This window comes from Roseateles rivi (genome assembly GCF_043555845.1).
Classification (GTDB): Bacteria; Pseudomonadota; Gammaproteobacteria; order Burkholderiales; family Burkholderiaceae_C; genus Roseateles; species Roseateles rivi.
This window is the reverse complement of record NZ_JBIGHZ010000004.1, coordinates 321,539-342,703: the sequence shown is the minus strand read 5'-3', so window position 1 is coordinate 342,703 and position 21,165 is coordinate 321,539. Positions and strand designations below refer to the sequence as shown.

Below are 21,165 nucleotides of genomic sequence, written 5' to 3'. Positions count from 1 at the left end.
GAACACTGGGGCGCTCGAAGGTTTGAATTGGACTGTGTCTGCCATGCCGCCGTTTGCTTGCTGTTGCTCCCCTTTGCGTGCCTTGCCGGCGGGGCGTTGCCGGGGCTTCACCCTGCTGGAGCTGCTGGTGGTGATGGTCATCATTGGCTTGCTGGCGGGCTATGTGGCGCCGCGCTACTTTGCGCAGGTGGGCAAGTCGGAGGTGAAGGCGGCGCGGGCGCAGATTGACGCTTTGCAAAAGGCGCTGGACCAGTACCGGCTGGATGTGGGCCGCTACCCCAGTGCAGAGCAAGGCCTGCAGGCGCTGATGCAAGCCCCGGCGGGTGAGGCGCGCTGGGCGGGCCCCTACCTGAGCAAGGCGCTGCCCAAAGACCCGTGGGGGCATGACTACCTCTACCGCGCGCCCGGCGAGCATGGCGAGTACGACTTGCTCTCGCTGGGCCGGGACGGCCGCCCCGGCGGCACTGCCGAGGACGCGGATGTGGTGAGCTGGTAATGCCCAGCTTTGAAGCACGCGTGTTTGTGCCGGGCAGCGGCGCGCAGTGGCGCCGGGTGCAGGCGGCCGATGCCCTGGGCGTGGCCGCGGCGCTGGGCGTGCCGCCCACGCATGTGCTGGAGCTGCGCAGCGCGGCGCAGGCCGCACCGCAGCGCGTGGGCCGCAAGTTGCACCGGCCCATGCAGCTCTTCAGCCAGGAGCTGGCGGTGCTGTTGAATGCGGGCATCAGCCTGCTTGAGGCGCTGGGCACGCTCAGCGAGAAAGAGCGCCACGAGGGCGTGCGCCAGGCCCTGCTGGGCGTGGCGGACTGGGTGCGCCAGGGCCAGCCACTGTCGGCCGCACTGCGCGCCCAGCCGCAGGCTTTTGATGAACTCTTGTGCGCCCTGGTGGCGGCCAATGAACGCACCGGGCAGCTGGGCCATGCCTTGGCGCAGCACGCGCGCTACCTGGCCTGGGTGGAGCAGCTGCGCGCGCGCCTGCTGGCGGCCTGTGTGTACCCGGCCCTGCTGCTGGTGGCAGGCAGCGCGGTGATTGTGTTTTTGCTGTGGTTTGTGCTGCCGCGCTTCAGCGGCATTCTGGACGGGCTGGGGCAGGAGCTGCCCTGGGGCTCGCGCCTGCTCATGGGGCTGAGCCAGGCCCTGCAGGCCCATCCCTGGTGGAGCTTGAGTGGCGCGGCCCTGCTGCTGGCGCTGGGCGTGGCGGCGGTGGGCTCGCAGGCCCTGCGCGCGGCGCTGCTGGCGCGGCTGTGGACGCTGCCGGGCCTGGCACCGCGGCTGCGCGTGCTGGCGCTGGCGCGGCTCTACCGCTGCCTGGGTTTGTTGCTGCAATCCGGGGTGCCTGCCCTGGCCGCACTGCGCATTGCGCGCGAGGTGATGGCCCTGCCCTGGCGCGCGGCGGTGGATGCTGCGGCGCTGCAGGTGGAGCAAGGCGGGCGTTTGTCTGAAGCGCTGGAGGCCCAGGGCCTGGCCACGCCCGTGGCGCTGCGCATGGCGCGCGTGGGCGAACGCAGCGGCGAGCTGGCGCAGATGCTGGAGCGCGCAGCGGCCTTTCATGACGAGGAAGCCGTGCGGCTGACCGAGCTCATCACGCGCGCCATCAACCCCGCGCTGATGCTGCTCATGGGCGTGGTGATTGGCACCATCATCGTGCTCATGTACTTGCCCATTTTTCAGCTGGTGGAGCAGGTGCAATGAGCGCGCCCCGCCTGGCCCTGAGCGACTGGCTGGACGCCGCACACGCGCCCTGGCGGCTGGACTTTGAGCGCTGGCCGCAGGCCCAGGCGCAGCGCTGGCGCGCCGTGCTGGCGGTGAGCGCGGGCGCGCACTGCACGCTGCTGAGCGACCAGCCGCGCGACGAGCTGCTGCTGCAAAGCCTGGAAGCACGGCTGCTGCAGCCCGTGCACTGGCAGGCCTGCGACGCCGCCGCGCTGAGCCACTGGCTGGGCGCGGGCGAGGCGGACTTTCGCGCCCTGGCCGATGTGGACGAGGCCCTGGGCAGCGCCGCCAGCACGCCCGACACCACCGAGGAACTCTCGGCCCTGCACCTCTCGGAGCAGGCCAGCCCGGTGGTGCGGCTGCTCAACGCCACGCTCTACGACGCGCTGCAAGACGGCGCCAGCGATGTGCACATCGAATGCACGGCGCGCGGCGCCACGGTGCGGCTGCGCATTGACGGGGTGATGAGCCTGCTGCGCCAGCTCGAAGGCACGCTGCTGGCCGAGCAGCTGGTCTCGCGCCTGAAGGTGATGGCGGAGCTGGACATCGGCGAGCGCCGCCTGCCGCAGGACGGCCGCTTCAAGCTGCGCGTGCAGGGCCGCGAGATTGACTTTCGCCTCTCCATCATGCCCAGCGTGTTTGGCGAGGACGCCGTGGTGCGCGTGCTGGACCGCGCGCGCATCGAGCAGGCGCAAGGCGCGCTCACACTCGCCGCGCTGGGCCTGGGCGAAGCGGCCTGTGCGGCCATACGCCTGCAAGCGCGCCAGCCCCACGGCATGCTGCTGGTGACGGGCCCCACGGGCAGCGGCAAGACCACCACGCTCTACGCCACGCTGAGCGAAATCCACACCGGGCAGGACAAGATCATCACCATCGAAGACCCGGTGGAATACCAGCTCGCGGGGGTGGTGCAAATCCCGGTGAACGAGAAAAAGGGGCTGACCTTCTCGCGCGGCTTGCGCTCCATCCTGCGCCACGACCCCGACCGCGTGATGGTGGGCGAAATCCGCGACGCCGAGACCGCGCAAATCGCCGTGCAAGCCGCCCTCACCGGGCACCTGGTGTTCTCCACCGTCCACGCCAACAACGCGTTTGACGTGCTGGGCCGCTTCATGCACATGGGGCTGGACCTCTACCACGTGGTGGCCGCGCTCAACGCCGTGGTGGCGCAGCGCCTGATGCGCCGGCTCTGCCCGCATTGCGCGCGCAGCCACAGCCCCGACGCGGCCACGCTGGCGCGCCACGGCCTCGCCGCCGAGGCCGGGCAGTTCCGCCGCGCCGAGGGCTGCGGCCACTGCCGCGGCACGGGCTACCGCGGCAGGCGCGCCGTGGCCGAGGTGCTGCGCCTGGACGACACGCTGCGCGACCTCATCGCCACGCGCGCGCCCATGTCGCACATCAAACAAAGCGCCCTGGCCCGGGGCATGCAGCCGCTGCGCAGCGTGGCCCTGCAAGCCGTGTGCGCGGGCGAGACCAGCTTTGAGGAGCTCGAACGTGTCACGCTCGCCGAGTAAAGCGCGGCGCTGGCTGCCCTGGCTGAAGGCCCGCCTGGCGCGGCCGCGCCGCCTGTGGCTGGGGCCCGAGGGCGTGTGGCCGCTGGATCAAGACGCCAGCCACGCCCAGAGCCTGGCCCAGTGGCTGGCCCAGCAAGGCCCCGCGCGTGTGGAGCTGGTGCTGGCCGAGCAGCTGCAGCACCCGCTGCTGTGCGCACCCGAGCTGCCCCTGCCCGACCTCAGCGCCGTGCAGCACTACGCCCGCACCCAGTTCACGCAGTACCACGGCAGCGCCGCCCAGCACTGGGCCCTGGCGCCCTGGCGCAGCGCTCAAGGCCCCTGCGGTGCCAGTGCCCTGTCGGGGCTGGACTGGGCCGCCACCCGCGCGCAGGCCCTGCAGCACCAGCAATGGCTCAGCCAGGCCCGCCCGGCCTGGGCCGTGCTGCTGCAACACCTGGCCAGCACCGATGCGCCCTGGCTGCACGCCGAGCACGCCGCTCTGGCCTGGGTGGAAGGGCCGCTGCTGTGCTGGCTGCGCCTGGAGCACGGCCAATGCCGCCAGCTTAGCCACCGCCGCCTGCACGCCCCCAGCGCAGAGGCGCTGGACGCCCTGCTGCAAACACTGCACCCGCCAGGCCTGCCGCTGCGCCTGGCCGGTTTTGGCCTCAGCGACGGTGCACCACGGCCCCGCGCTGGGCTGCAAGTGCTGGGCCCGCTCAACGCCAGCCACCCCAACCCCGCGCTGCTGCAAAGCCCGCCGCGGCGCGCGCCGGAACTGCCCCAGCCCGACTACGCCGCTGCCCTGCGCCCGTCGCAGCGCCTGGGCTGGGCTCTGGCCCTGGGCGGCCTGACCCTGCTGCTGGCCAGCGCCTGGAGCAGCGCCCAGCGCCATGCCGAGCTGCAAGCCAGCAGCACCGCCCTGGCGCTGGCCCAGGCCCGCACGCCCCAGGCCCGGGCTCATGCCGCGCAGCTCACCCCGCCCACGCCCGCCCAGGCTCAGGCCCAGCAACTGCTGAGCCTGCCTTGGCCCACCCTGCTGGCGCAGGTGGAGCGCGCGGGCTTGAGCGCGGGCCCGCAGGCCCTGCGCTGGTTGAGCCTGGACTTCCAAAGTGCCCAGTCCACCCTGCGCCTGGAAGGCTGGGCGCAGGAGCGCAGTGCCGCGCTGGGCCTGGTGGAAGCACTGCGCCCACAAGCCGGTTGGCAGGACGTGGTGCTGGGCTCGCTGCGCCAGGGCGAAGGCGGCAGCAGCGGCCTGCGCTTTGATGTGCAAGCGCGCCTCGACACCCGCGTGCTGGCAGCCACGGCAGCGGCCAGCGCGGCCTCTGGAGTGGCGCCATGAACCGATGGCCCCCTGCACTGCAGCGCGCCGCCCAGGCCCTGGGCTGGCCCGGCGCTGTTGGCGGCTTGGCGCTGCTGGTGACGGCCGCGCTGGCGCTGGGGCTGTGGCCCCGCTGGGCCGCGCAGCAAGCCCAACAAGAAGCGCAACTGCAGGCGCTGGAAGCAGCCGCACGCAGCGCGCAAAGCGCGGCCTCGGCCGCACCACCACTGCTCAGCACCCAGGCCTGGCAGGCCAACTTGCCCGAGGCCGCCACCCAGGCGCAGCGCCTGGCCGAGCTGCTGGAGCTGGGCCTGCGCCACGGCGTGAACGCCCCGCACACCGAACACCGCCTGCAGCGCGAGGCCCAGTCCGGCCTGCAGCGCCTGCAGGTGCGCATGCCCGTGCAAGCCGGTTATGCCGAGCTGCGTCAGTTCATTGAAGCCGCCTTGCTGCACGACCCTGCGCTGAGCCTGGACGGGCTCAAGCTGCAGCGCAAAGAACCGCAAGACCCGCTGCTGGAGGCGGAGCTGCTGTGGTCGCTGCACGCCCGAAGCACGGAGGGCACGCCATGAGGCCGAGCAAACGCCAAGCGCTGTGGGCCAGCGCCCTGGGGGCCACGCTGGCCGCCACGCTGTGGAGCGCCACGCAAGACGACGAGGCCGACGCCCCTGCCGCCGCCCAGGCCCTGGTGCGCGCGCGGCCCAGCCCGGCAGCGCCCAGCACGGCAACACCTGGCGCCACTGCCAGTGCTGCACCCACCCCACCAACCTGGAACCCGGCGCCGCTGCAGCGCCAGCCCTGGCCCAGCGCCAAGGCCGATGCACTGCTGGCCTGGGCCCCACCGCCGCCGCCGCCCGAAGCGCCGCCGCCGCCCCCCCCGTCGCCCCCCCCCGCGCCGCCACCGGTCGCACCGCCCTTCCCCTACCAGGCCATTGGGCGCATGGAAGAAGGTGGCCAGACCGTGCTGTTCGTGGCCAATGCCCAGCGCAGCGCCGCGCTGCGCGTGGGCGATGTGCTGGACGGCAGCTGGCGCGTGGAACACATCGGCCCCCAGGGTGCCCAGCTGCGCTGGCTGCCCGCGGGCCTGCCCGTCAACATTGCCTTGCGACCCCTGTGATGAAGCACCCCTACTCTTGGCGCCTGGGCCTGCTGTTGGCCACCGTGCTGGCAGGCTGCAGCCACCCCGCGCTGCGCGAGGCCGAAACGCTCAGCCAGCACCAGCAGCTGCCCCAGGCCCACGCGGTGCTGGCGCAAGCCCTGCGCGAGGCCCCGCAAGACACCCAGCTGCGCATGGCCAAGCTGCGTGTGAGCGAGCAGCTCAAGCAGCAGCTCATCACGCAGATCGAGGCCGCCCTGCGCAGCGCGCAGTGGGCCCCGGCCCAAACCTTGATCGACGAGCTGCGCGCGCTGGAGCCCCAGCACCCACGCCTGGCCACCCTCACGCAAGCGCTGGCACGCGCCCAGCGCCACCAGACGCAGCTGGCCGAGGCCCAGGACGCGCTGCGCGCGGGCAAGCTCGGCACGGCCGAGGCGCTGGCCCGCACCGTGCTGGCCGAAGCCCCGCAGCACAGCGGCGCGCGCAGCCTGCTGCAACAGCTGCAGCAGGCGCGCCCGCTGGAGCACGCCGGTGCGGCCGAGATGGGCGCGGCGTTTCAAAAAATCATCTCGCTGGAATTTCGCGAAGCGCCGCTGCGCCAGGTGTTTGAGGTGCTGGCCCGCTCCAGCCAGGTGGACTTTGTGTTTGACAAAGACGTGCGCGCCGACGCCCGCGTCACGCTCTACCTGCGGGGCGTCACGCTGGACGAGGCACTGCGCATCATCCTCAACACCCAGCAGCTCGACCGCAAGCTGCTCAACGAGCAGTCCGTGCTCATCTTCCCCGCCACCCAGGCCAAGCAGCGCGAGCACCAGGAGCTGATGACGCGCACCTTCTACCTCACCAACGCCGAGGTGAAGCAGGTGCAGGCCCTGGTGCGCACCATGGCCAAGGTGCGCGACATCCACATCGACGAGCGCCTCAACCTGCTGGTGGTGCGCGACACCCCCGAGGTGCTGCGCCTGGTGGAGCGCCTGGTGGCCTCGGTGGACATGCCCGAGCCCGAGGTGATGCTGGAGGTGGAGGTGCTGGAGCTGGCCTCCGACAGCATCAACACCCTGGGCCTGCAGTGGCCCGAATCGGTGAGCCTGGGCCTGCCCGGCGGCAGCGACGCCATCGTGCTGGACTCGCGCGGGCACATCACCGGGGACTTGCGTGCCACCATTGCCAACCCCCTGGCCGTGGCCAAGCTCAAGGGCAGCAGCGGCAACGCCCAGCTGCTGGCCAACCCCAAGATCCGCGTCAAAAACCACGACAAGGCGCGGGTGGTCATCGGGCAAAAAGTGCCGGTGTTCACCACCACCACCAACTTCACGGGCCAGACCTCGGTGGCGGCCTCGGTGTCCTATCTGGACGTGGGGCTGAAGCTGGAGGTGGAGCCCACCATCCAGCTGGACAACGATGTCTCCATCAAGGTCAATCTGGAGGTGAGCAATATCGTGCGCCAGGTGACGGGCCCCGGCGGCACCACGGGCTATGAAATCGGCACGCGGCAAACCACCACCTCGCTGCGCCTAGCCGATGGCGAAACGCAGGTACTGGCCGGGCTCATCAGCGACGAGGACCGCCACAACGCCGCCGGGCTGCCCGGCCTGTCGGGCCTGCCGCTGCTGGGGCGCTTGTTTGGCGTGCAGGGCGACACGCGCAGCAAGAACGAGGTGGTGCTGCTCATCACCCCGCGCGTGCTGCGCAACCTCAGCCTGCCCGACGCCGGCAGCACCCAGCTGCCCGCGGGCACGGACGCATCGCCCGGCGCCTTCAGCAGCCGCCTGCGAGCGCAAAGCCGCGCCGGGGGCGGGCTGGGCACTGCACCCGCAGCGGCACCCGCCAGCCCAGCAAGCAGCGCGGACGCGGCAGCGCCTGCACCCAGCGTCACACCGGCGCCCAGCAACACCGAGGCCGTGCTGCGCATGGACGTGACGCCGCAGGTCGACGCGGGCGGCACAGTGGCGGTGAGCCTGCGCCAGGACAGCGGCTTCATGCTGCGCGGGCAGCTGGAGTACGACGCCACGCGCCTGGAGTCGCTGCAGACCGTCTCGGGCGCCGCGCCCGGGCGCATTCCTTTTGAGCTGCCACCGCGCGGCGAGCGCGTGCTGCACTTTCGCGCCCTGCCCGCTGCGGCCGGCCAGTCGCAGCAGCTGCGCGCCACGGGCCTCGCGGCCAGCGGGCTCAACGGCGAGCGCCCGCCCGTGCGTCAAGAAGGCGCGGGGCTGGTGGCGGTGGGAGCGGGTTCATGAGCCCAGCGCGGCGCGGCCCCGGCGGCTTCACGCTCATCGAAATGCTGGTGGTGCTGGCCCTGCTGGGCGTGCTGGCGGCGGCAGCACGGCCGGTGCTGCAGCTCTCGGCCCAGCGCAGCCAGGAGTTTGAGCTGCGCCAGGCCCTGCGCACGCTGCGCGGCGCCCTCGACGCCTACCACCAGGCCGTGTTGGACGGCCATGTGGCCAGCGCGGCTGACGCCAGCGGCTACCCGCCCGACCTGCAAGCCCTGGTGCGCGGCGTGCCCGATGCCAAGTCGCCGCAGGGGCGGCGCCTCTACTTTCTGCGCCGCCTGCCGCGCGACCCCTTTGCCGACCCCACTCTGCCCAGCGAGGCCACATGGGGGCTGCGCGCCGCCGACAGCCCGCCCGACGCCCCACGCCCCGGGCGCGATGTGTTTGATGTGTACTCGCTGAGCCCGCGCCGCGCGCTGGACGGCAGCCTCTATCGGGAGTGGTAGCCCATGCTGCACACACGCCGGCGCAAGGGCTTCACGCTCATCGAGCTCATCGTGGTCATGGCCATCGTGGCGCTGTTGGCGGCCATTGCCGCGCCGCGCTACTTCGCCAGCTTGCAGCGCGCCAAAGAGGTGGCGCTGCGCAGCTCGCTGGCGGTGATGCGCGACGCCATCGACCAATACGCCGCCGACCACCAGCACTACCCCGAGTCGCTGCAGGCCCTGGTGGCGCAGCGCTATTTGCGCGAGCTGCCGCTGGACCCGCTGGCCCAGCAGCGCGAAACCTGGATCGAGCTGCCCCCACCGCCCGATGCGGCCTTGCCCGGGCAGCTCTACGACGTCAGGAGCGGTGCGGCCGGCCACGGCAGCGACGGGCGCTTGTATGCCGACTGGTGAGACGCGACCCGCCCCCCAGCGCGGGTTCACCTACCTGTGGCTTTTGTTCTTTGTGGCGCTCAGCGCTGCCGCGCTGGCGGGCGTGGGTACACGCTGGCAAGCCGCAGCCCAGCGCGAGCGCGAGCGCGAGCTGCACTTTCGCAGCCAGGCATTTGCACGCGCCATTGCCAGCTACCGTGCCCAAGCGCCCGCGCAGTGGCCGCGCACGGTGCAGGACTTGCTGCAGGACCGCCGTGGCCCGCGCACGCTGCACCACCTGCGCCAGTTCTATCCTGACCCCTACACCCAGCAGACCGATTGGGTGCTGGTACCCGCCCCCGAAGGACCGGGCTTTATGGCGGTGCGCAGCCGCGTGTTGCCAGCGGAGGCCGACACGGCGCCCTCTGCCCCCCGCACCTGAGTGGGCGGGCAAATTGGGATGGGTTTGCCGTGAACTACTTCACACAATGCAGTGGCCAATCAGCTGTTCGATTGACGTCCCACCCACCACAGCCGCAACCCTCTGACGGGTAAGGCAGGACGCCAACAGCGCAAGCCTGCCGAGCTGCCCAGTGGGGGTGGAGTCCACAAGACCCTCTCGCTACACAGGATTGCCATGAAAGCACTTTGCGCCGCAGCACTGACCGTCGCCACACTGGGCGGCACGGCCGCGCAGGCCGCCACCATCACTTTCAACGACCTCACCCCCACCATCTTTGCTGGCGGCGAAGAGTTTTACTCGGGCAGCGGCGCGCTCACCAGCCTGGGTGACGCCAACGGCCTGACCGGCGTGGTGGTCGATGGCACCGACCCCAACCGCTGCGACAACCTGACCTGCCCCAGCGCCAGCAGCACTTACTTCGCGGCACTCAACGACGGCGGGTTGAACCTGCGTGACCTCAACGGCAGCCCGCTCTACCTGCAGTCCTTGGACTTTGCCTTCCTGGCGCCGGTGCCCATGGTGGGCCAGCCCGGCGGCTTTGGGCAGCTGGTGCTCAGCGGCACCAAAGCCGACGGCAGCACACTGGTGGTGCGCCAGGACTTCACGGCCGCCAACTCCCAGGGCAGCTGGGACTTCACTGCCTGGAACTTGGCCGGCAGCAGCTTTGCCACCACCGCCTTCACCAGCGTCACGCTCAGCGCCTGTTTGTTTGACAACGGCGGCAGCTGCGGCAACCCCGCCAGCAACCTGGCCCAGTTCGCGGTGGACAACATCAGCTACGTCACTGCCGTGCCCGAGCCCACCACCTATGCCCTGCTGAGTTTGGGCCTGGGGGTGTTGTCCCTGGCCCGCCGCCGCAACGCCCGCGCCGCCTGACCCCTGAGCAGCTCAAGGAGCTCTGTGATGACACACCAACGATTCCGTCTGGCTGCGCTGGCAGCCGCCACCCTGGCACTGAGCCTGGCCGTGCAGGCCCAGGAAGTGCGCCGCCCCTACATCGTGCAGCTGGTTCAAGCACCGGTTGCAGCCTACAGCGGCGGCGTGGCCGGGCTGAGCGCCACCAAGCCCACCTCAGGCACCAGACTGGACGTCAGCGCCAGCGACGTGCAGGCCTATGTTGAACACCTGCAGCGCCAGCAAAGCGCCGTGCTGCAAAACATCAGCCCCGAGCACATCACCCAGCGCTACAACGTGGTGCTCAACGGCTTTGCCGCCAACCTGACCGATGCTGAGGTGCGCGAGCTCAAGAAAAACAGCCAGGTGCTGCGCGTGGAGGCCGACGAAATGCTCGTGCCCCACACCAGCACCACGCCCTCTTTCCTGGGTCTGAACCAAGCTGCAGGCCTGTGGGAGCAGTTGGGTGGACAGGGCAAGGCCGGTGAGGACATGATCATTGCCATGGTCGACAGCGGCGTGTGGCCCGAGAACCTGAGCTTTGCCGACCGCGTCGACGCCAACGGCGTACCCACCCGCGACCCGGCAGGCACCCTGGTTTACGGCGCCCCTCCGGCCAAGTGGAAGGGCATAGGCTGCGAGTTGAAGCCCGGCATCCTGGCCCAGCACTGCAACAACAAGCTCTTGGGCATTCGCTCCTTTGTGGCCAGCACCGCGGCCCTGCACGCCTCGGACTACTACTCCGGGCGCGATGGCGGTGGACATGGCTCACACACCCTCTCCACGGCGGGCGGCAACGCCAATGTGGCGGCCAATATCGGCAGCTTTGACTTGGGCATCATGAGCGGCATTGCGCCGCGCGCACGCCTGGCGGCCTACAAGACCTGCTACACCACCACCTCGGGCGGCTCCAGCTGCGCGAGCTCCAGCTCGGTGGCTTCCATCGAGCAGGCTGTAGCCGATGGGGTGGACGTCATCAACTATTCCGTCGGCCCCAGCACGGGCGGTGGCTCATTCACGGACTCTGTCTCCCAGGCATTTTTGAATGCCGCCAATGCCGGTGTGTTTGTGTCGGCCTCGGCAGGCAATAACGGCCCAGCCACTTACACCGCGAGCAATCTGGGGCCCTGGTTGACCACCGTGGCGGCGTCCACGCACAACCGCCTGGTGGCCACCGTGCTGACCCTGGGCAACGGCACCCAGTATTTGGGGGGCTCGCTCACCACCAGTCCGCTGCCCGCCACCACCTTGGTGGCTGCACGCGATGCGGGCATGCGCCCCTGGGCGGACCTCAGCGCCACCGACCGCGAGGCCCTGCGCCTGTGCTTCACTGCAGCGGACCGCACCCAATACGGGGGCTCGGCCGATGCGGCACTGGACCCCGCCAAAGTCACCGGCAAAGTGGTGCTGTGCGAGCGCGGCACGAATGCGCGCGTGAACAAGAGCGCGGCTGTGGCCACCGGCGGTGGCGTGGGCATGGTGCTGGCGGACGACGGCAGCGGCCGCAGCGCTGACGCTCACAGCGTGCCCTCCGTGCATCTGAGCATGCTCGATGGCCGCGCCGTACTGGCCTATGCCCAGGGCGGCGGTGCCCCCACGGCAGCAATTTCCGGCGCCACGGTGCGCCTGGACATGGATGCCCCCATCACGGCAGGTTTCTCCTCACGTGGCCCCAACGCCGCCAACGCCAGCGTGCTCAAGCCCGACGTGGCGGCTCCGGGGGTGATGATTGCTGCGGCCTACGCACCCAGCCTCAGCAGCACCGAAGTGGCCGCACTCAAAGCCGGGGGCACCACGACCAAGACGGCCCACAACATGATTTCGGGCACCTCCATGGCCGCACCGCATGTGGCCGGCCTGGCAGCCTTGCTCAAGCAGCGCCACCCCGACTGGTCGCCTGCCATGATCAAGTCCGCCCTGATGACCACCGCTGGCGATCTGCTGGACGATGGCGTGGACATGCCCCTGCCCTGGAGCCCCACCGCCAACGCCAATGGCCGCCTGCCCTGGGCTCGCGGTGCCGGGCATGTACGCCCCAATCTGGCGGCCGATCCGGGGCTGGTGTATGACGCCGGCGCGCTGGACTACGCCCAGTTCTTGTGCGGTCTGGGCCTGAGTGCGGCGGCGCAGTGTCAGGTCAGCGGCTCGATCCAGCCCCACAACCTGAACCTGGCCTCGCTCACCGCGTCGTCGGTGCTGGGCTCGACCACGCTGACGCGCACCGTCACGCATGTGGGCAGCGCCACCGCCACCTACACCGCCACAACTTCGCTGCCGGGCTATAACGTGGTGGTCTCTCCGGCCAGCATGACACTGGAGCCAGGGCAAAAGCAAAGCTTCACGGTACAGCTCACGCGCACCAGCGCGCCCATGCGGACCTGGACCTACGGCGATCTGACCTGGAGCGACGGCACCCACACGGTGAAGAGCCCCCTGATTGCGCGCGCCCAGGCTTTGGCCGCCCCGGCCTCGGTGTATGCCGAGTCCACCTCGGGCTCCAAAACGCTGAGCGTGGGCACGGGCTTCAGTGGCCCGCTGGTGATTGAAAAGTCCGGGCTCAAAGCAGCCTCACGCAGCACCGACACCTTCAGCAGCAGCAACAAGGGCGCAGCCGACAGCCTGTGCGCCGCCGGCACCGATCCAGCCGTGCGCGTCAGCACCGTCACCATCCCGGCCAACACCACCGCTGCGCGCTGGGCGCTCTACAACGCCGACACCAGTGGCGCCGGGCAAAGCACGCCGGACGATTTGGACCTGTTCCTCTACAACACCAGCAACAAGCGCCTGGCCCAGAGCACCACCTCCGGTTCGAATGAGACCATCACGCTGGTCAACCCGGCCCCAGGCACCTACAAGGTCTGCGTTGTCGCCTACAGCTTGGGGGATGGGCGCACCAGCACCACCTACTCGATGTCCTCTTGGATGCTCAACACCAGCAGCACGGGTGGTGGCTTCAAGGCCCTGGCACCGGGCAAAACGGTGACGGGCGGCACGGCCTCCGTGGGCCTGGCCTGGTCGGGGCTGGCCGTCAATGCGCGCTACCTGGGCCTGCTCAACTACAAGGTGGATGGCCAGATCGAGGCCAGCACGCTGGTGGAAGTCTTCACCAACGACCCGCTGCCCACGGCGCAGTCCGCCCGCGCTGAAGACCTGCTGAAGTAAGCCTGCGGCGCACGCCACGCGCAGCGCCCCCACCGGGCCGCCACCCCCAAAGCACCGGGGCTGGCGGCCCGGCTGCTAAGGGCGGCTCAAGGCTTCACAAAACGCAAAGCACGGAACCAGGCTTCGGCCTCGCTGTAGGTGTTGTCGGCGTCGCTCATCACACCGTAGGCAATGAGGCGCCCGGGCGCGTGGCCAAAGGCGCGCTCGTAGTCGGCGCGCACATCGCGCTGCAGGGACAGCCATTGCCCCAGGGCCTGGCTGTCGCGGGAGACCACGATTTTCTGCACGCGCCCGCTGTGGGGGTTGGGAATGAGGGCCTCGGGCTCGGCGCTGGAGGAGCTCACATACATGAGCGTGGCATAGGGCATGGGGCGGCCGCTGATGGCCTCGGCCATGGCCAGCGCCATGCGGTCCTCCAGCGGCAGCTGGGTTTTGTCGCCGTCAAACAGCAGCACGATGCGCGCCGCCGCGTCTTCGCGCGCAGCCACATGGTGCTGGGCGCCTTCGGGCAGCTCAGCAAGCTTCCACTGCCAGGCCAGCAGCGGGGTGCGCGCCAAGTCCACACCGCGCGCCTCATGCAGCAGCATGCTGGCGCTGTGGGTGGCGTCGGCGTGGATCACCTCCCCCTCCACCCAACGGTACTGCGTGAGTGCCTTGCCCGGGCGTATGGGCAGGTGGTGCCAGCCCGGTGGAAAGCCCACCGCAGCGGTGCGAGGCCCCAACCCCGTGTCAGGTCCGGTGCCCGGCAGATGGGCGCAGCCACACAGCCACAAGGCGGCTGCCAGCGTCAAAACGCAGGAACATGGTTTCATAAATCCAGAACGAAAAGGCGACAAAGCGCAAAGCGCGCGGCGCACTGTAACGGGCCACACGCCTTTGCAGCGCTGCTACGCGTTCAGCGCTGGGGCGCAGCGTCGCTCGGCGCACCCGCGTATACCCACCAGCCTCGCGCCAACCGGTGCTGAGCCAGCAGCAGGCCCAGCGCGGTGCTGGCGTCAGTGAGCAAGGCCACACGGCGGCCATCACGCACCCGTGGCTCAATGGCGATGTCTGCATCCAAGCCCAAACCCGCCATGTACAGATGCAGCTCGCAAGCGCGCAACGGCCCGGCGCTCAAGCCACCGAGACCAAGCCCCCCCCAGCATCAAGCGACGCAATGCGCTGCGCCGAGGGGGCACCACGGCGCTCAAGGCTGGCGTTGCCACACCGTCTTGCCTTCCTTGATGGTCTGCAGCACCTTGATGGTCTTGATCCTTGGCGGCTCAATCGTCAGCGGGTTGTCCGACAGCACCACCATATCGGCCAGCTTGCCCACCTCCAGCGAGCCCTTGTGCGCCTCCTCACCATGCTGGTACGCACCCCACAGCGTGACTGTCTTGAGCGCTTCCAGCGGTGTCAACCGTTCAGCCGCCCCCATCACCTTGCCGCTGCGCGAGGTGCGGTTGACCGTGGCGTCCATGACCTGCAGCAAATTGGGCAGCGCCACGGGTGCGTCGGTGTGGCTGGTCACCACCGGGTGGTATTTGAGCGCGGTGCGCAGGGGCGAAATTTTCTGTGCCGCCACAGAGCCGACGATCTGCTCATACCAGTCCCCCCAGTAGAAGGTGTGCATGGGGAACAGCGACGGAATGATGCCCAGCTCGGCCAATGTTTTAAGTTGGTCTTCACGCACAAACTGCCCATGGATCAGGGTGTTGCGCCGCTGGCCTACACCGTACTGGGTCACGGCAGGCGAAATCGTCCGAATGAGTTGGTCCACCGCCGCGTCACCGTTGGCGTGAGTCAACACCTGCCAGTGTTTGCGGTAGGCCTCGTCGTAGAGCGCCATCAAGGCCTTGTCGTCGGCAAGTGCGGGGTAGCCCTTGTAGCCAGCTTGCTGCCCGTCGGGCGGCAACAAATAGGGCTGGGTGCGCCAGGCCGTGCGGCCTTGGGGCGAGCCATCCAGCGTGATCTTCAATCCAGCCAGGCGGTAGCCTTGCTGGTAGTTGGGGCCAAACCATTTGCTGTCGTCCAGCAGCTTGCGGTCCAGGTAGTCGACATAAGCATTCACATCGATCTCAAAACCATACTTGTTCGCGTAGGCCGCAAAGGCGTTGTGGTTGGCCGTGAAGGCTCGGCCTTCTTGCGCCGTGGTGTAGCCAAAGCTCTTGGCCAGCTCCAGCCCGCGGCGCGTGAAGTACTCGATATCCTCGGGCTTGCTGGGGTTCACGGCCTTGATCATGTGCGGAATGCTGGCCAGCTCCTCCAGCACGCCATTGGGTTCGCGGCTGCCTGCCTTGCGGCGAATGACACCGCCTGGCGGGTCATTGGTGTCGGCGCTATAGCCCAGGGCTTTGAGCCCCACGGAATTGACGGCCGAGAAATGCCCCGAGATGTGCACGGCGATGACGGGCAAGGTGGTGGACACCTGGTCCAGGTCTTCAGCGGTCGGGTGGCGACCCAGCAGCGCATCGTCATAGCCCAGCCCGAAAACCCAGCCCGTGCGCTTGACGTCGGGCGATTGCGCGAACTCTCTGAGCTTTTGCACCACGTCGCTGACGGTGTTGACATCACCGTCGGGCGGGTTCAACAAGTTGGCGCCAATGGCCTGGGAGCCAAAACCCCCAAAGTGCGCGTGAGGGTCGACAAACCCAGGCGTCAAGACATGGCCCTGCAAATCCACCCAGCGCGTGCGCTTGCCACGCAAGCGCGTCACATCGGCCAAGGCGCCCACCGCCACGATGCGGCCGTTCTTCACCGCCAAAGCCTCGGCACTGAGCTGGCGGTCGTTGACCGTCACGATGGGCCCGCCGCTGTAAATGGTGTCGGCGGCTTCGGCTTCGTTGGCCATGGGCGTCGCCGTTGCCGCGGCATGAGCCAGCGGTGCTGCAGGGTTTTGAGCACAGCCTGCTAGCGCCACGGCCAGTGCGGCCATGGTCAGGGATTGAATACGCATCTCACGCCCTCCTCATCAGTCAAAGGCGGCGCTGATCCTGCCACGGACCTTGGTGACGGGACGGCCTCAGGTGCAGCCCCACCCCCCTGGCATGAATGCCCAGCGTGTCCCCAGCCTGAGCCTCAGCCGCGCTGGCCGCAATTCAAATGCCCCAGCGGCAAGGCCCCGGCGGCCTTGACTTCGCCCAGCGAGAAGCTGGTGTGGATGTCTTTGACATTGGGCAGGTGCAAGAGGGTGTCGATGGAAAAGCGGCTGAAGGCGTCCAGGTCCGTGGCCATGACTTGCAGCTCAAACGTGCCCGCGCCGCTGATGTAGTGGCAGGAAATCACCTCGGGCAGCCCGCGCAGCGCGGCTTCGAGCTCGCGCGTGGCCGCGGCGTTGTTGCGGTCGGCATCCACGCGCACAAAAGCCAGCACGCCCAGGCCGAGTTTGCGCCGGTCGATCTCGGCGCGGTAGCCGGTGATATAGCCCTGCTCTTCCAGCCAGCGCACACGCCGCCAGGTGGGTGCTGAGGACAGGCCGATGCGCTGCGCCAGCTCGGCGTTAGAGAGGCGCGCCTCGCGCTGCAGCTCCCCCAGGATGGCCACGTGGTAGCGGTCCAGCACGCCCTCGCTGGCGCTGCCATCGGCCTCGGCCAGGGCAGCGGTGCTGGCCGTAGCGGCGCGGACGGATTTGCGGGTGGCGTTCATGGTCAGTCGGCAATCGCCGCGTTGCGCACAAGATTTGATCCATGTTAGCCCTTGCTTGCGAAAGAACCTTGCCAAATCAACGTGAAACTGTTGCGAACAAGAAAGCACTGAACTGGGGAATTTCTCTACACTCGCCCACGCCAAATCTTCGCCCTCGCCGCCATACTGGCCAAGCAGGCAGCACAAGTACGCGCCGGTCGCCACAAGCGGCTGTGCAAGCGCGTCATGGCCACCTACCAGGAGACTCCCGATGAACGCCCCATTGCCCGATCACATCCTGCGCGCGCTGGAGAAGGTCACGCTCGACGACAAATACGCGCTGGACAGCGGCCGCGCGTTCATGAGCGGGGTGCAAGCCCTGGTGCGCCTGCCCATGCTGCAGCGCACGCGCGATGCGCAAGCCGGGCTCAACACCGCGGGCTTTATCTCGGGCTACCGGGGCTCGCCACTGGGGGGCTATGACCAGGCGCTGATGGCCGCCAAAAAGCACCTGGCCAAGCAAAACATCGTCTTCCAACCCGGCGTGAACGAAGAGCTGGGCGCCACCGCCGTGTGGGGCACGCAGCAGCTGGCCCTTTTCCCCGAAAAGGCCAAGTTCGACGGCGTGTTCGGCCTGTGGTACGGCAAGGGCCCGGGCGTGGACCGCTGCATCGACGTCTTCAAGCACGCCAATATGGCGGGCACGAGCCGGCACGGCGGCGTCATTGCCATTGCCGGTGACGACCACATCGCCAAGAGCTCCACCGCCGCACACCAAAGCGACCACGTCTTCAAGGCCGTGGGCTTCCCCACCTTCTTCCCCAGCAGCGTGCAGGACATCCTGGACATGGGCTTGCACGCCTTTGCCATGAGCCGCTTCTCGGGCCTGTGGTCGGGCATGAAGACGATTCAGGAAATCGTCGAGTCCGGCGCCTCGGTGAGCGTGGACCCGGACCGCGTCAACATCATCCTGCCCGAAGACTTCCAGGTGCCCGCCGGAGGCCTGCACATCCGCTGGCCCGATCCGCCGCTGGAACAAGAAGCGCGGATGATGAACTACAAGTGGTATGCGGCGCTGGCCTACATCCGCGCCAACCGCCTGAACTACAACGTCATCGAAGGCCCCAACGACCGCTTTGGCATCATCACCAGCGGCAAGGCCTACAACGACACCCGCCAAGCCCTGCACGACCTGGGGCTGGACGACGCCACCTGCCGGCGTCTGGGCATTCGCCTGCACAAGGTCAATGTGGTGTGGCCGCTAGAAGCCCAGATCACGCGCGAGTTCGCCAACGGCCTGCAGGAAATTCTGGTGGTCGAGGAAAAGCGCCAGATCATCGAATACCAGGTCAAGGAAGAGCTCTACAACTGGCGCCCCGATGTGCGCCCCAATGTGCTGGGCAAATTCGACGCGGGTGATGCCGACGGCGGCGAGTGGAGCGTGCCCAACCCCAGCAACCACTGGCTGCTGCGCCCGCAGGCCGACCTCACGCCCGCCATCATTGCCCGCGCCATTGCCAAGCGCCTGAAAAAGCTGGGCGTGGACGCCGACATCGCCGCGCGGCTGGATGCGCGCGTGGCCGTCATCGAAGCCAAAGAAAACGCCCTGCAGGCTGAAGAACAAGCCGCCGCCGGGGCCGACCGCACGCCCTGGTTCTGCAGCGGCTGCCCGCACAACACCAGCACCCGCGTGCCCGAGGGTTCGCGCGCCGTGGGCGGCATTGGCTGCCACTACATGGTGACCTGGATGCCCGGCCGCCAGACCGCCACCTTCACGCAAATGGGTGGCGAGGGCGTGCCTTGGGTGGGCCAAGCGCCCTTCACCAACGAGCAGCACATCTTCTCCAACCTGGGCGATGGCACCTACTTCCACAGCGGCATCCTGGCCATTCGCCAGAGCATCGCCGCCGGGGTGAACATCACCTACAAGGTGCTCTACAACGACGCCGTGGCCATGACCGGCGGCCAGCAAGTGGGCGAGCGCCCCGAGGGCCACTCCGTCACGCAGATCATGAACAGCCTGATCTCCGAAGGCGTGGTCAAGCTGGTCATCGTCACCGACGCGCCCGAGAAATACACCGGCCGCGCCCTGGCCCCTGGCGTGACCGTGCACCACCGCGATGAGCTCGACGCCATCCAGCGCCAGTTCCGCGAGATCAAGGGCGTGAGCGTCATCATCTACGACCAGACCTGCGCCACCGAAAAGCGCCGCCGCACCAAGCGCGGCAAGATGGCCGAGGTGCAAAAGCGCACCCTCATCAACGAGCTGGTGTGCGAGGGCTGCGGCGACTGCTCCATCCAATCCAACTGCCTCTCCATCGAGCCGCTGGAAACCGAATTCGGCCGCAAGCGCCAAATCAACCAAAACACCTGCAACAAAGACTTCAGCTGCGTGAAGGGCTTCTGCCCGAGCTTCGTCACCATCGAAGGTGGCGCGCTCAAAAAGCCCAAGAAAGAGCAGCGCGTCAACCCCTTTGACGCCAGCCTGCCGGCCCTGCCCCAACCCACCATCCCCGACGCCCAAGAGTCCTGGGGCATTGTGGTGGCGGGCGTGGGTGGCACGGGCGTCATCACCATCGGTCAGCTGCTGGGCATGGCGGCACACCTGGAGGGCAAGGGCGTCATCACGCAAGACGCCGCAGGCCTGGCGCAAAAAGGCGGCGCCACCTGGAGCCACATCCAGATTGCCAACACCCCCGAAGCCATCCACTGCACCAAGGTCGGCACCGCCGAGGCCCAGCTGGTGATTGCCTGCGACTCCATCGTCGCCGCCAACAAAACCACCCTGGCCGTGATGCGCGAAGGCCGCACCTACGTGGCGCTCAACACCCACGGCTCCCCCACCGCCTCCATGGTGCACAACGCCGACTGGTCCTTCCCCGGCCCGGCCTGCGAAGCCGCCATCGCCAAGGCCGTGGGCACCAGCCACCTGGGCCAGTTCGACGCCGAAGAAGTGGCCGTCAAGCTGCTGGGCGACTCGCTCTACACCAACCCCCTCATGCTGGGCTACGCCTGGCAAAAAGGGCGCATTCCGCTGTCCTACGCCGCGCTCATGCGCGCCGTGGAACTCAACGGCGTGCAGATCGACAACAACAAAGCCGCCTTCGAATGGGGGCGTCGCTGCGCCCATGACCTCGCCGCCGTGCAGGCGCTCTACGCGGCGCGGCAGGTCATCAACATCGTCAAGCGCCCCGGCGTGGACGAGCTGCTGGCCAAGCGTGTGGCCTTCCTCACCGACTACCAAAACGCCGCCTACGCCGCGCAGTACCAGGCCTTTGTCGAACAGGTGCGCGCCGCAGAAAGCCCACTGGGCAGCACCCGGCTGACCGAAGCCGTGGCGCGCTACCTCTTCAAGCTCATGGCCTACAAGGACGAGTACGAAGTGGCGCGCCTGCACAGCGACACCCAGTTCGCGCAAAAGGTGGCCGCGCAGTTTGAGGGCGACTACAAAATCGTCCACCACCTCGCCCCGCCCCTCTTTGCCAAGAAGGACTCGCAAGGCCAGCCCGTCAAGACCGCCTACGGCCCCTGGCTGCGCCCGGCCCTGTCCCTGCTGGCCAAGATGAAAGGCCTGCGCGGCACGGCGCTGGACCCCTTCGGCCGCACCGAGGAGCGCAAAACCGAGCGCCAGCTCATCCAGGACTACCGTGCCAGCATCGAGCAAATCCTGGCCAAGGGCCTCAGCGCCGAGCGCCTGCCCCTGGCCTGCGAGATTGCGCGCATCCCCGAAGACATCCGCGGCTACGGCCACGTGAAGGAACGCCACCTGCACGCCGCCAAAGCCAAGTGGGCGCAACTCATGCAGCGCTGGCAACAAAGCTGAGCCCACAGGAGCGTTCATGGTCATGGCTGGATTCATGCTTGGCGCGGCGGCCGTGATGGCGCAGCCCGCAGAGTCCACCGAGCACTCGACCGAACAGTCGGCCTGCGTGGAACTGAGCTTGCAGGTGTCGCACAACGCGCAGGCCCTGCCAGCGCTGCGCCTGCTGCTGGTGCCTGGGCAGATGGGCAGTGCGGCGCTGGAGGGAGGCTTGCGCATCAGCGTCACCGCCACAGAGCAGCAGGGTGCGGCGGATTTGCAGTTCTCGCTGGGGCTGCAAGAAACAGGAGGCCGCCGCGAGTTCGCCAAACCGCGCGTGGCCACACCCTGGGGCCACAGCGCTGAGCTGCAAGCCACCGCGCCCAATGGCCAGCGCTACCGCCTGCAGTGGGTGGCGCGCCTGGTGGCTTGCAACATCAACGACCGAGAGTCCTGAGCACCCGCTCCTGGCCGGCGAGATGGCCAGCCCCCGCATACCTCCGCGGCTGCGACCCGCTGAAGGAGAGCGTGACCTGCACGCGGCCAAAGCCAAATGGGTG

Annotated in this window: 18 protein-coding genes; 14 read left to right on the top strand and 4 right to left on the bottom strand. The window is 68.6% G+C overall.

Features of this window, described 5'->3' with window-relative positions:
* Positions 1-73 precede the first annotated feature (73 nt).
* The 12 genes from gspG to ACG0Z6_RS11655 all read left to right on the top strand — a co-directional run bounded on the left by gspG (position 74) and on the right by ACG0Z6_RS11655 (position 13,203).
* Positions 74-496 carry a type II secretion system major pseudopilin GspG gene (gene gspG / locus ACG0Z6_RS11710; protein WP_394461579.1) on the top strand — a complete coding sequence of 141 codons (423 nt, stop codon included), beginning with the start codon at positions 74-76 and terminating at the stop codon, positions 494-496.
* Positions 496-1,689 (top strand): type II secretion system F family protein, encoded by a 1,194-nt coding sequence (locus ACG0Z6_RS11705; RefSeq protein ID WP_394461576.1) that lies wholly within the window; start codon positions 496-498, stop codon positions 1,687-1,689. Before gspG ends, ACG0Z6_RS11705 begins: the two co-directional genes overlap by 1 nt.
* Positions 1,686-3,224, top strand: coding sequence for a GspE/PulE family protein (locus ACG0Z6_RS11700; RefSeq protein ID WP_394461574.1), 1,539 nt, complete (start codon positions 1,686-1,688; stop codon positions 3,222-3,224). Before ACG0Z6_RS11705 ends, ACG0Z6_RS11700 begins: the two co-directional genes overlap by 4 nt.
* Positions 3,205-4,542 (top strand): hypothetical protein, encoded by a 1,338-nt coding sequence (locus ACG0Z6_RS11695; RefSeq protein ID WP_394461572.1) that lies wholly within the window; start codon positions 3,205-3,207, stop codon positions 4,540-4,542. The genes ACG0Z6_RS11700 and ACG0Z6_RS11695 overlap by 20 nt, the downstream gene beginning before the upstream one ends.
* Entirely contained in the window at positions 4,539-5,093 is a 555-nt protein-coding gene (locus ACG0Z6_RS11690; RefSeq protein WP_394461571.1) for a hypothetical protein, read from the top strand. The genes ACG0Z6_RS11695 and ACG0Z6_RS11690 overlap by 4 nt, the downstream gene beginning before the upstream one ends.
* A complete protein-coding gene (locus tag ACG0Z6_RS11685; protein ID WP_394461569.1) occupies positions 5,090-5,638 on the top strand; it encodes a hypothetical protein in 549 nt (182 codons plus the stop codon). Before ACG0Z6_RS11690 ends, ACG0Z6_RS11685 begins: the two co-directional genes overlap by 4 nt.
* On the top strand, positions 5,638-7,854 hold the full coding sequence (locus ACG0Z6_RS11680) for a secretin N-terminal domain-containing protein (protein ID WP_394461567.1): 2,217 nt from the start codon (positions 5,638-5,640) through the stop codon (positions 7,852-7,854). The genes ACG0Z6_RS11685 and ACG0Z6_RS11680 overlap by 1 nt, the downstream gene beginning before the upstream one ends.
* Positions 7,851-8,333 carry a type II secretion system protein gene (locus ACG0Z6_RS11675; protein ID WP_394461565.1) on the top strand — a complete coding sequence of 161 codons (483 nt, stop codon included), beginning with the start codon at positions 7,851-7,853 and terminating at the stop codon, positions 8,331-8,333. The genes ACG0Z6_RS11680 and ACG0Z6_RS11675 overlap by 4 nt, the downstream gene beginning before the upstream one ends.
* Positions 8,334-8,336: 3 nt before the next feature.
* Positions 8,337-8,726, top strand: coding sequence for a type II secretion system protein (locus tag ACG0Z6_RS11670; protein WP_394461563.1), 390 nt, complete (start codon positions 8,337-8,339; stop codon positions 8,724-8,726).
* Positions 8,713-9,126: a type II secretion system protein gene (locus ACG0Z6_RS11665; RefSeq protein WP_394461560.1), complete on the top strand. Its 414-nt coding sequence runs from the start codon at positions 8,713-8,715 to the stop codon at positions 9,124-9,126. Before ACG0Z6_RS11670 ends, ACG0Z6_RS11665 begins: the two co-directional genes overlap by 14 nt.
* A 195-nt stretch (positions 9,127-9,321) precedes the next feature.
* Positions 9,322-10,023 (top strand): NF038120 family PEP-CTERM protein, encoded by a 702-nt coding sequence (locus ACG0Z6_RS11660; RefSeq protein ID WP_394461558.1) that lies wholly within the window; start codon positions 9,322-9,324, stop codon positions 10,021-10,023.
* Positions 10,024-10,050: 27 nt separating this feature from the next.
* Complete coding sequence (locus ACG0Z6_RS11655) at positions 10,051-13,203, top strand: S8 family serine peptidase (protein WP_394461556.1); 3,153 nt, start codon at positions 10,051-10,053, stop codon at positions 13,201-13,203.
* An 86-nt stretch (positions 13,204-13,289) separates the two neighbouring features.
* Here the strand turns inward: ACG0Z6_RS11655 and ACG0Z6_RS11650 are convergent, their stop codons facing one another.
* From ACG0Z6_RS11650 to ACG0Z6_RS11635, 4 genes are all read right to left on the bottom strand, one after another.
* Entirely contained in the window at positions 13,290-14,015 is a 726-nt protein-coding gene (locus ACG0Z6_RS11650; RefSeq protein ID WP_394461554.1) for a DUF3047 domain-containing protein, read from the bottom strand.
* An 83-nt stretch (positions 14,016-14,098) separates the two neighbouring features.
* The gene (locus ACG0Z6_RS11645) at positions 14,099-14,278 is read right to left on the bottom strand and encodes a hypothetical protein (protein ID WP_394461552.1); all 180 of its coding nucleotides are present in this window, start codon (positions 14,276-14,278) and stop codon (positions 14,099-14,101) included.
* Positions 14,279-14,389: 111 nt separating this feature from the next.
* Positions 14,390-16,138 carry an amidohydrolase gene (locus ACG0Z6_RS11640; RefSeq protein WP_394461550.1) on the bottom strand — a complete coding sequence of 583 codons (1,749 nt, stop codon included), beginning with the start codon at positions 16,136-16,138 and terminating at the stop codon, positions 14,390-14,392.
* A 122-nt stretch (positions 16,139-16,260) separates the two neighbouring features.
* Positions 16,261-16,827 (bottom strand): Lrp/AsnC family transcriptional regulator, encoded by a 567-nt coding sequence (locus tag ACG0Z6_RS11635; RefSeq protein ID WP_394461548.1) that lies wholly within the window; start codon positions 16,825-16,827, stop codon positions 16,261-16,263.
* A gap of 250 nt (positions 16,828-17,077) precedes the next feature.
* Here ACG0Z6_RS11635 and ACG0Z6_RS11630 point away from each other — a divergent pair, with 250 nt between their 5' ends.
* Both ACG0Z6_RS11630 and ACG0Z6_RS11625 read left to right on the top strand, forming a co-directional pair.
* Positions 17,078-20,629 (top strand): indolepyruvate ferredoxin oxidoreductase family protein, encoded by a 3,552-nt coding sequence (locus ACG0Z6_RS11630; protein WP_394461546.1) that lies wholly within the window; start codon positions 17,078-17,080, stop codon positions 20,627-20,629.
* A gap of 16 nt (positions 20,630-20,645) precedes the next feature.
* On the top strand, positions 20,646-21,062 hold the full coding sequence (locus ACG0Z6_RS11625) for a hypothetical protein (RefSeq protein WP_394461544.1): 417 nt from the start codon (positions 20,646-20,648) through the stop codon (positions 21,060-21,062).
* Positions 21,063-21,165 lie beyond the last annotated feature (103 nt).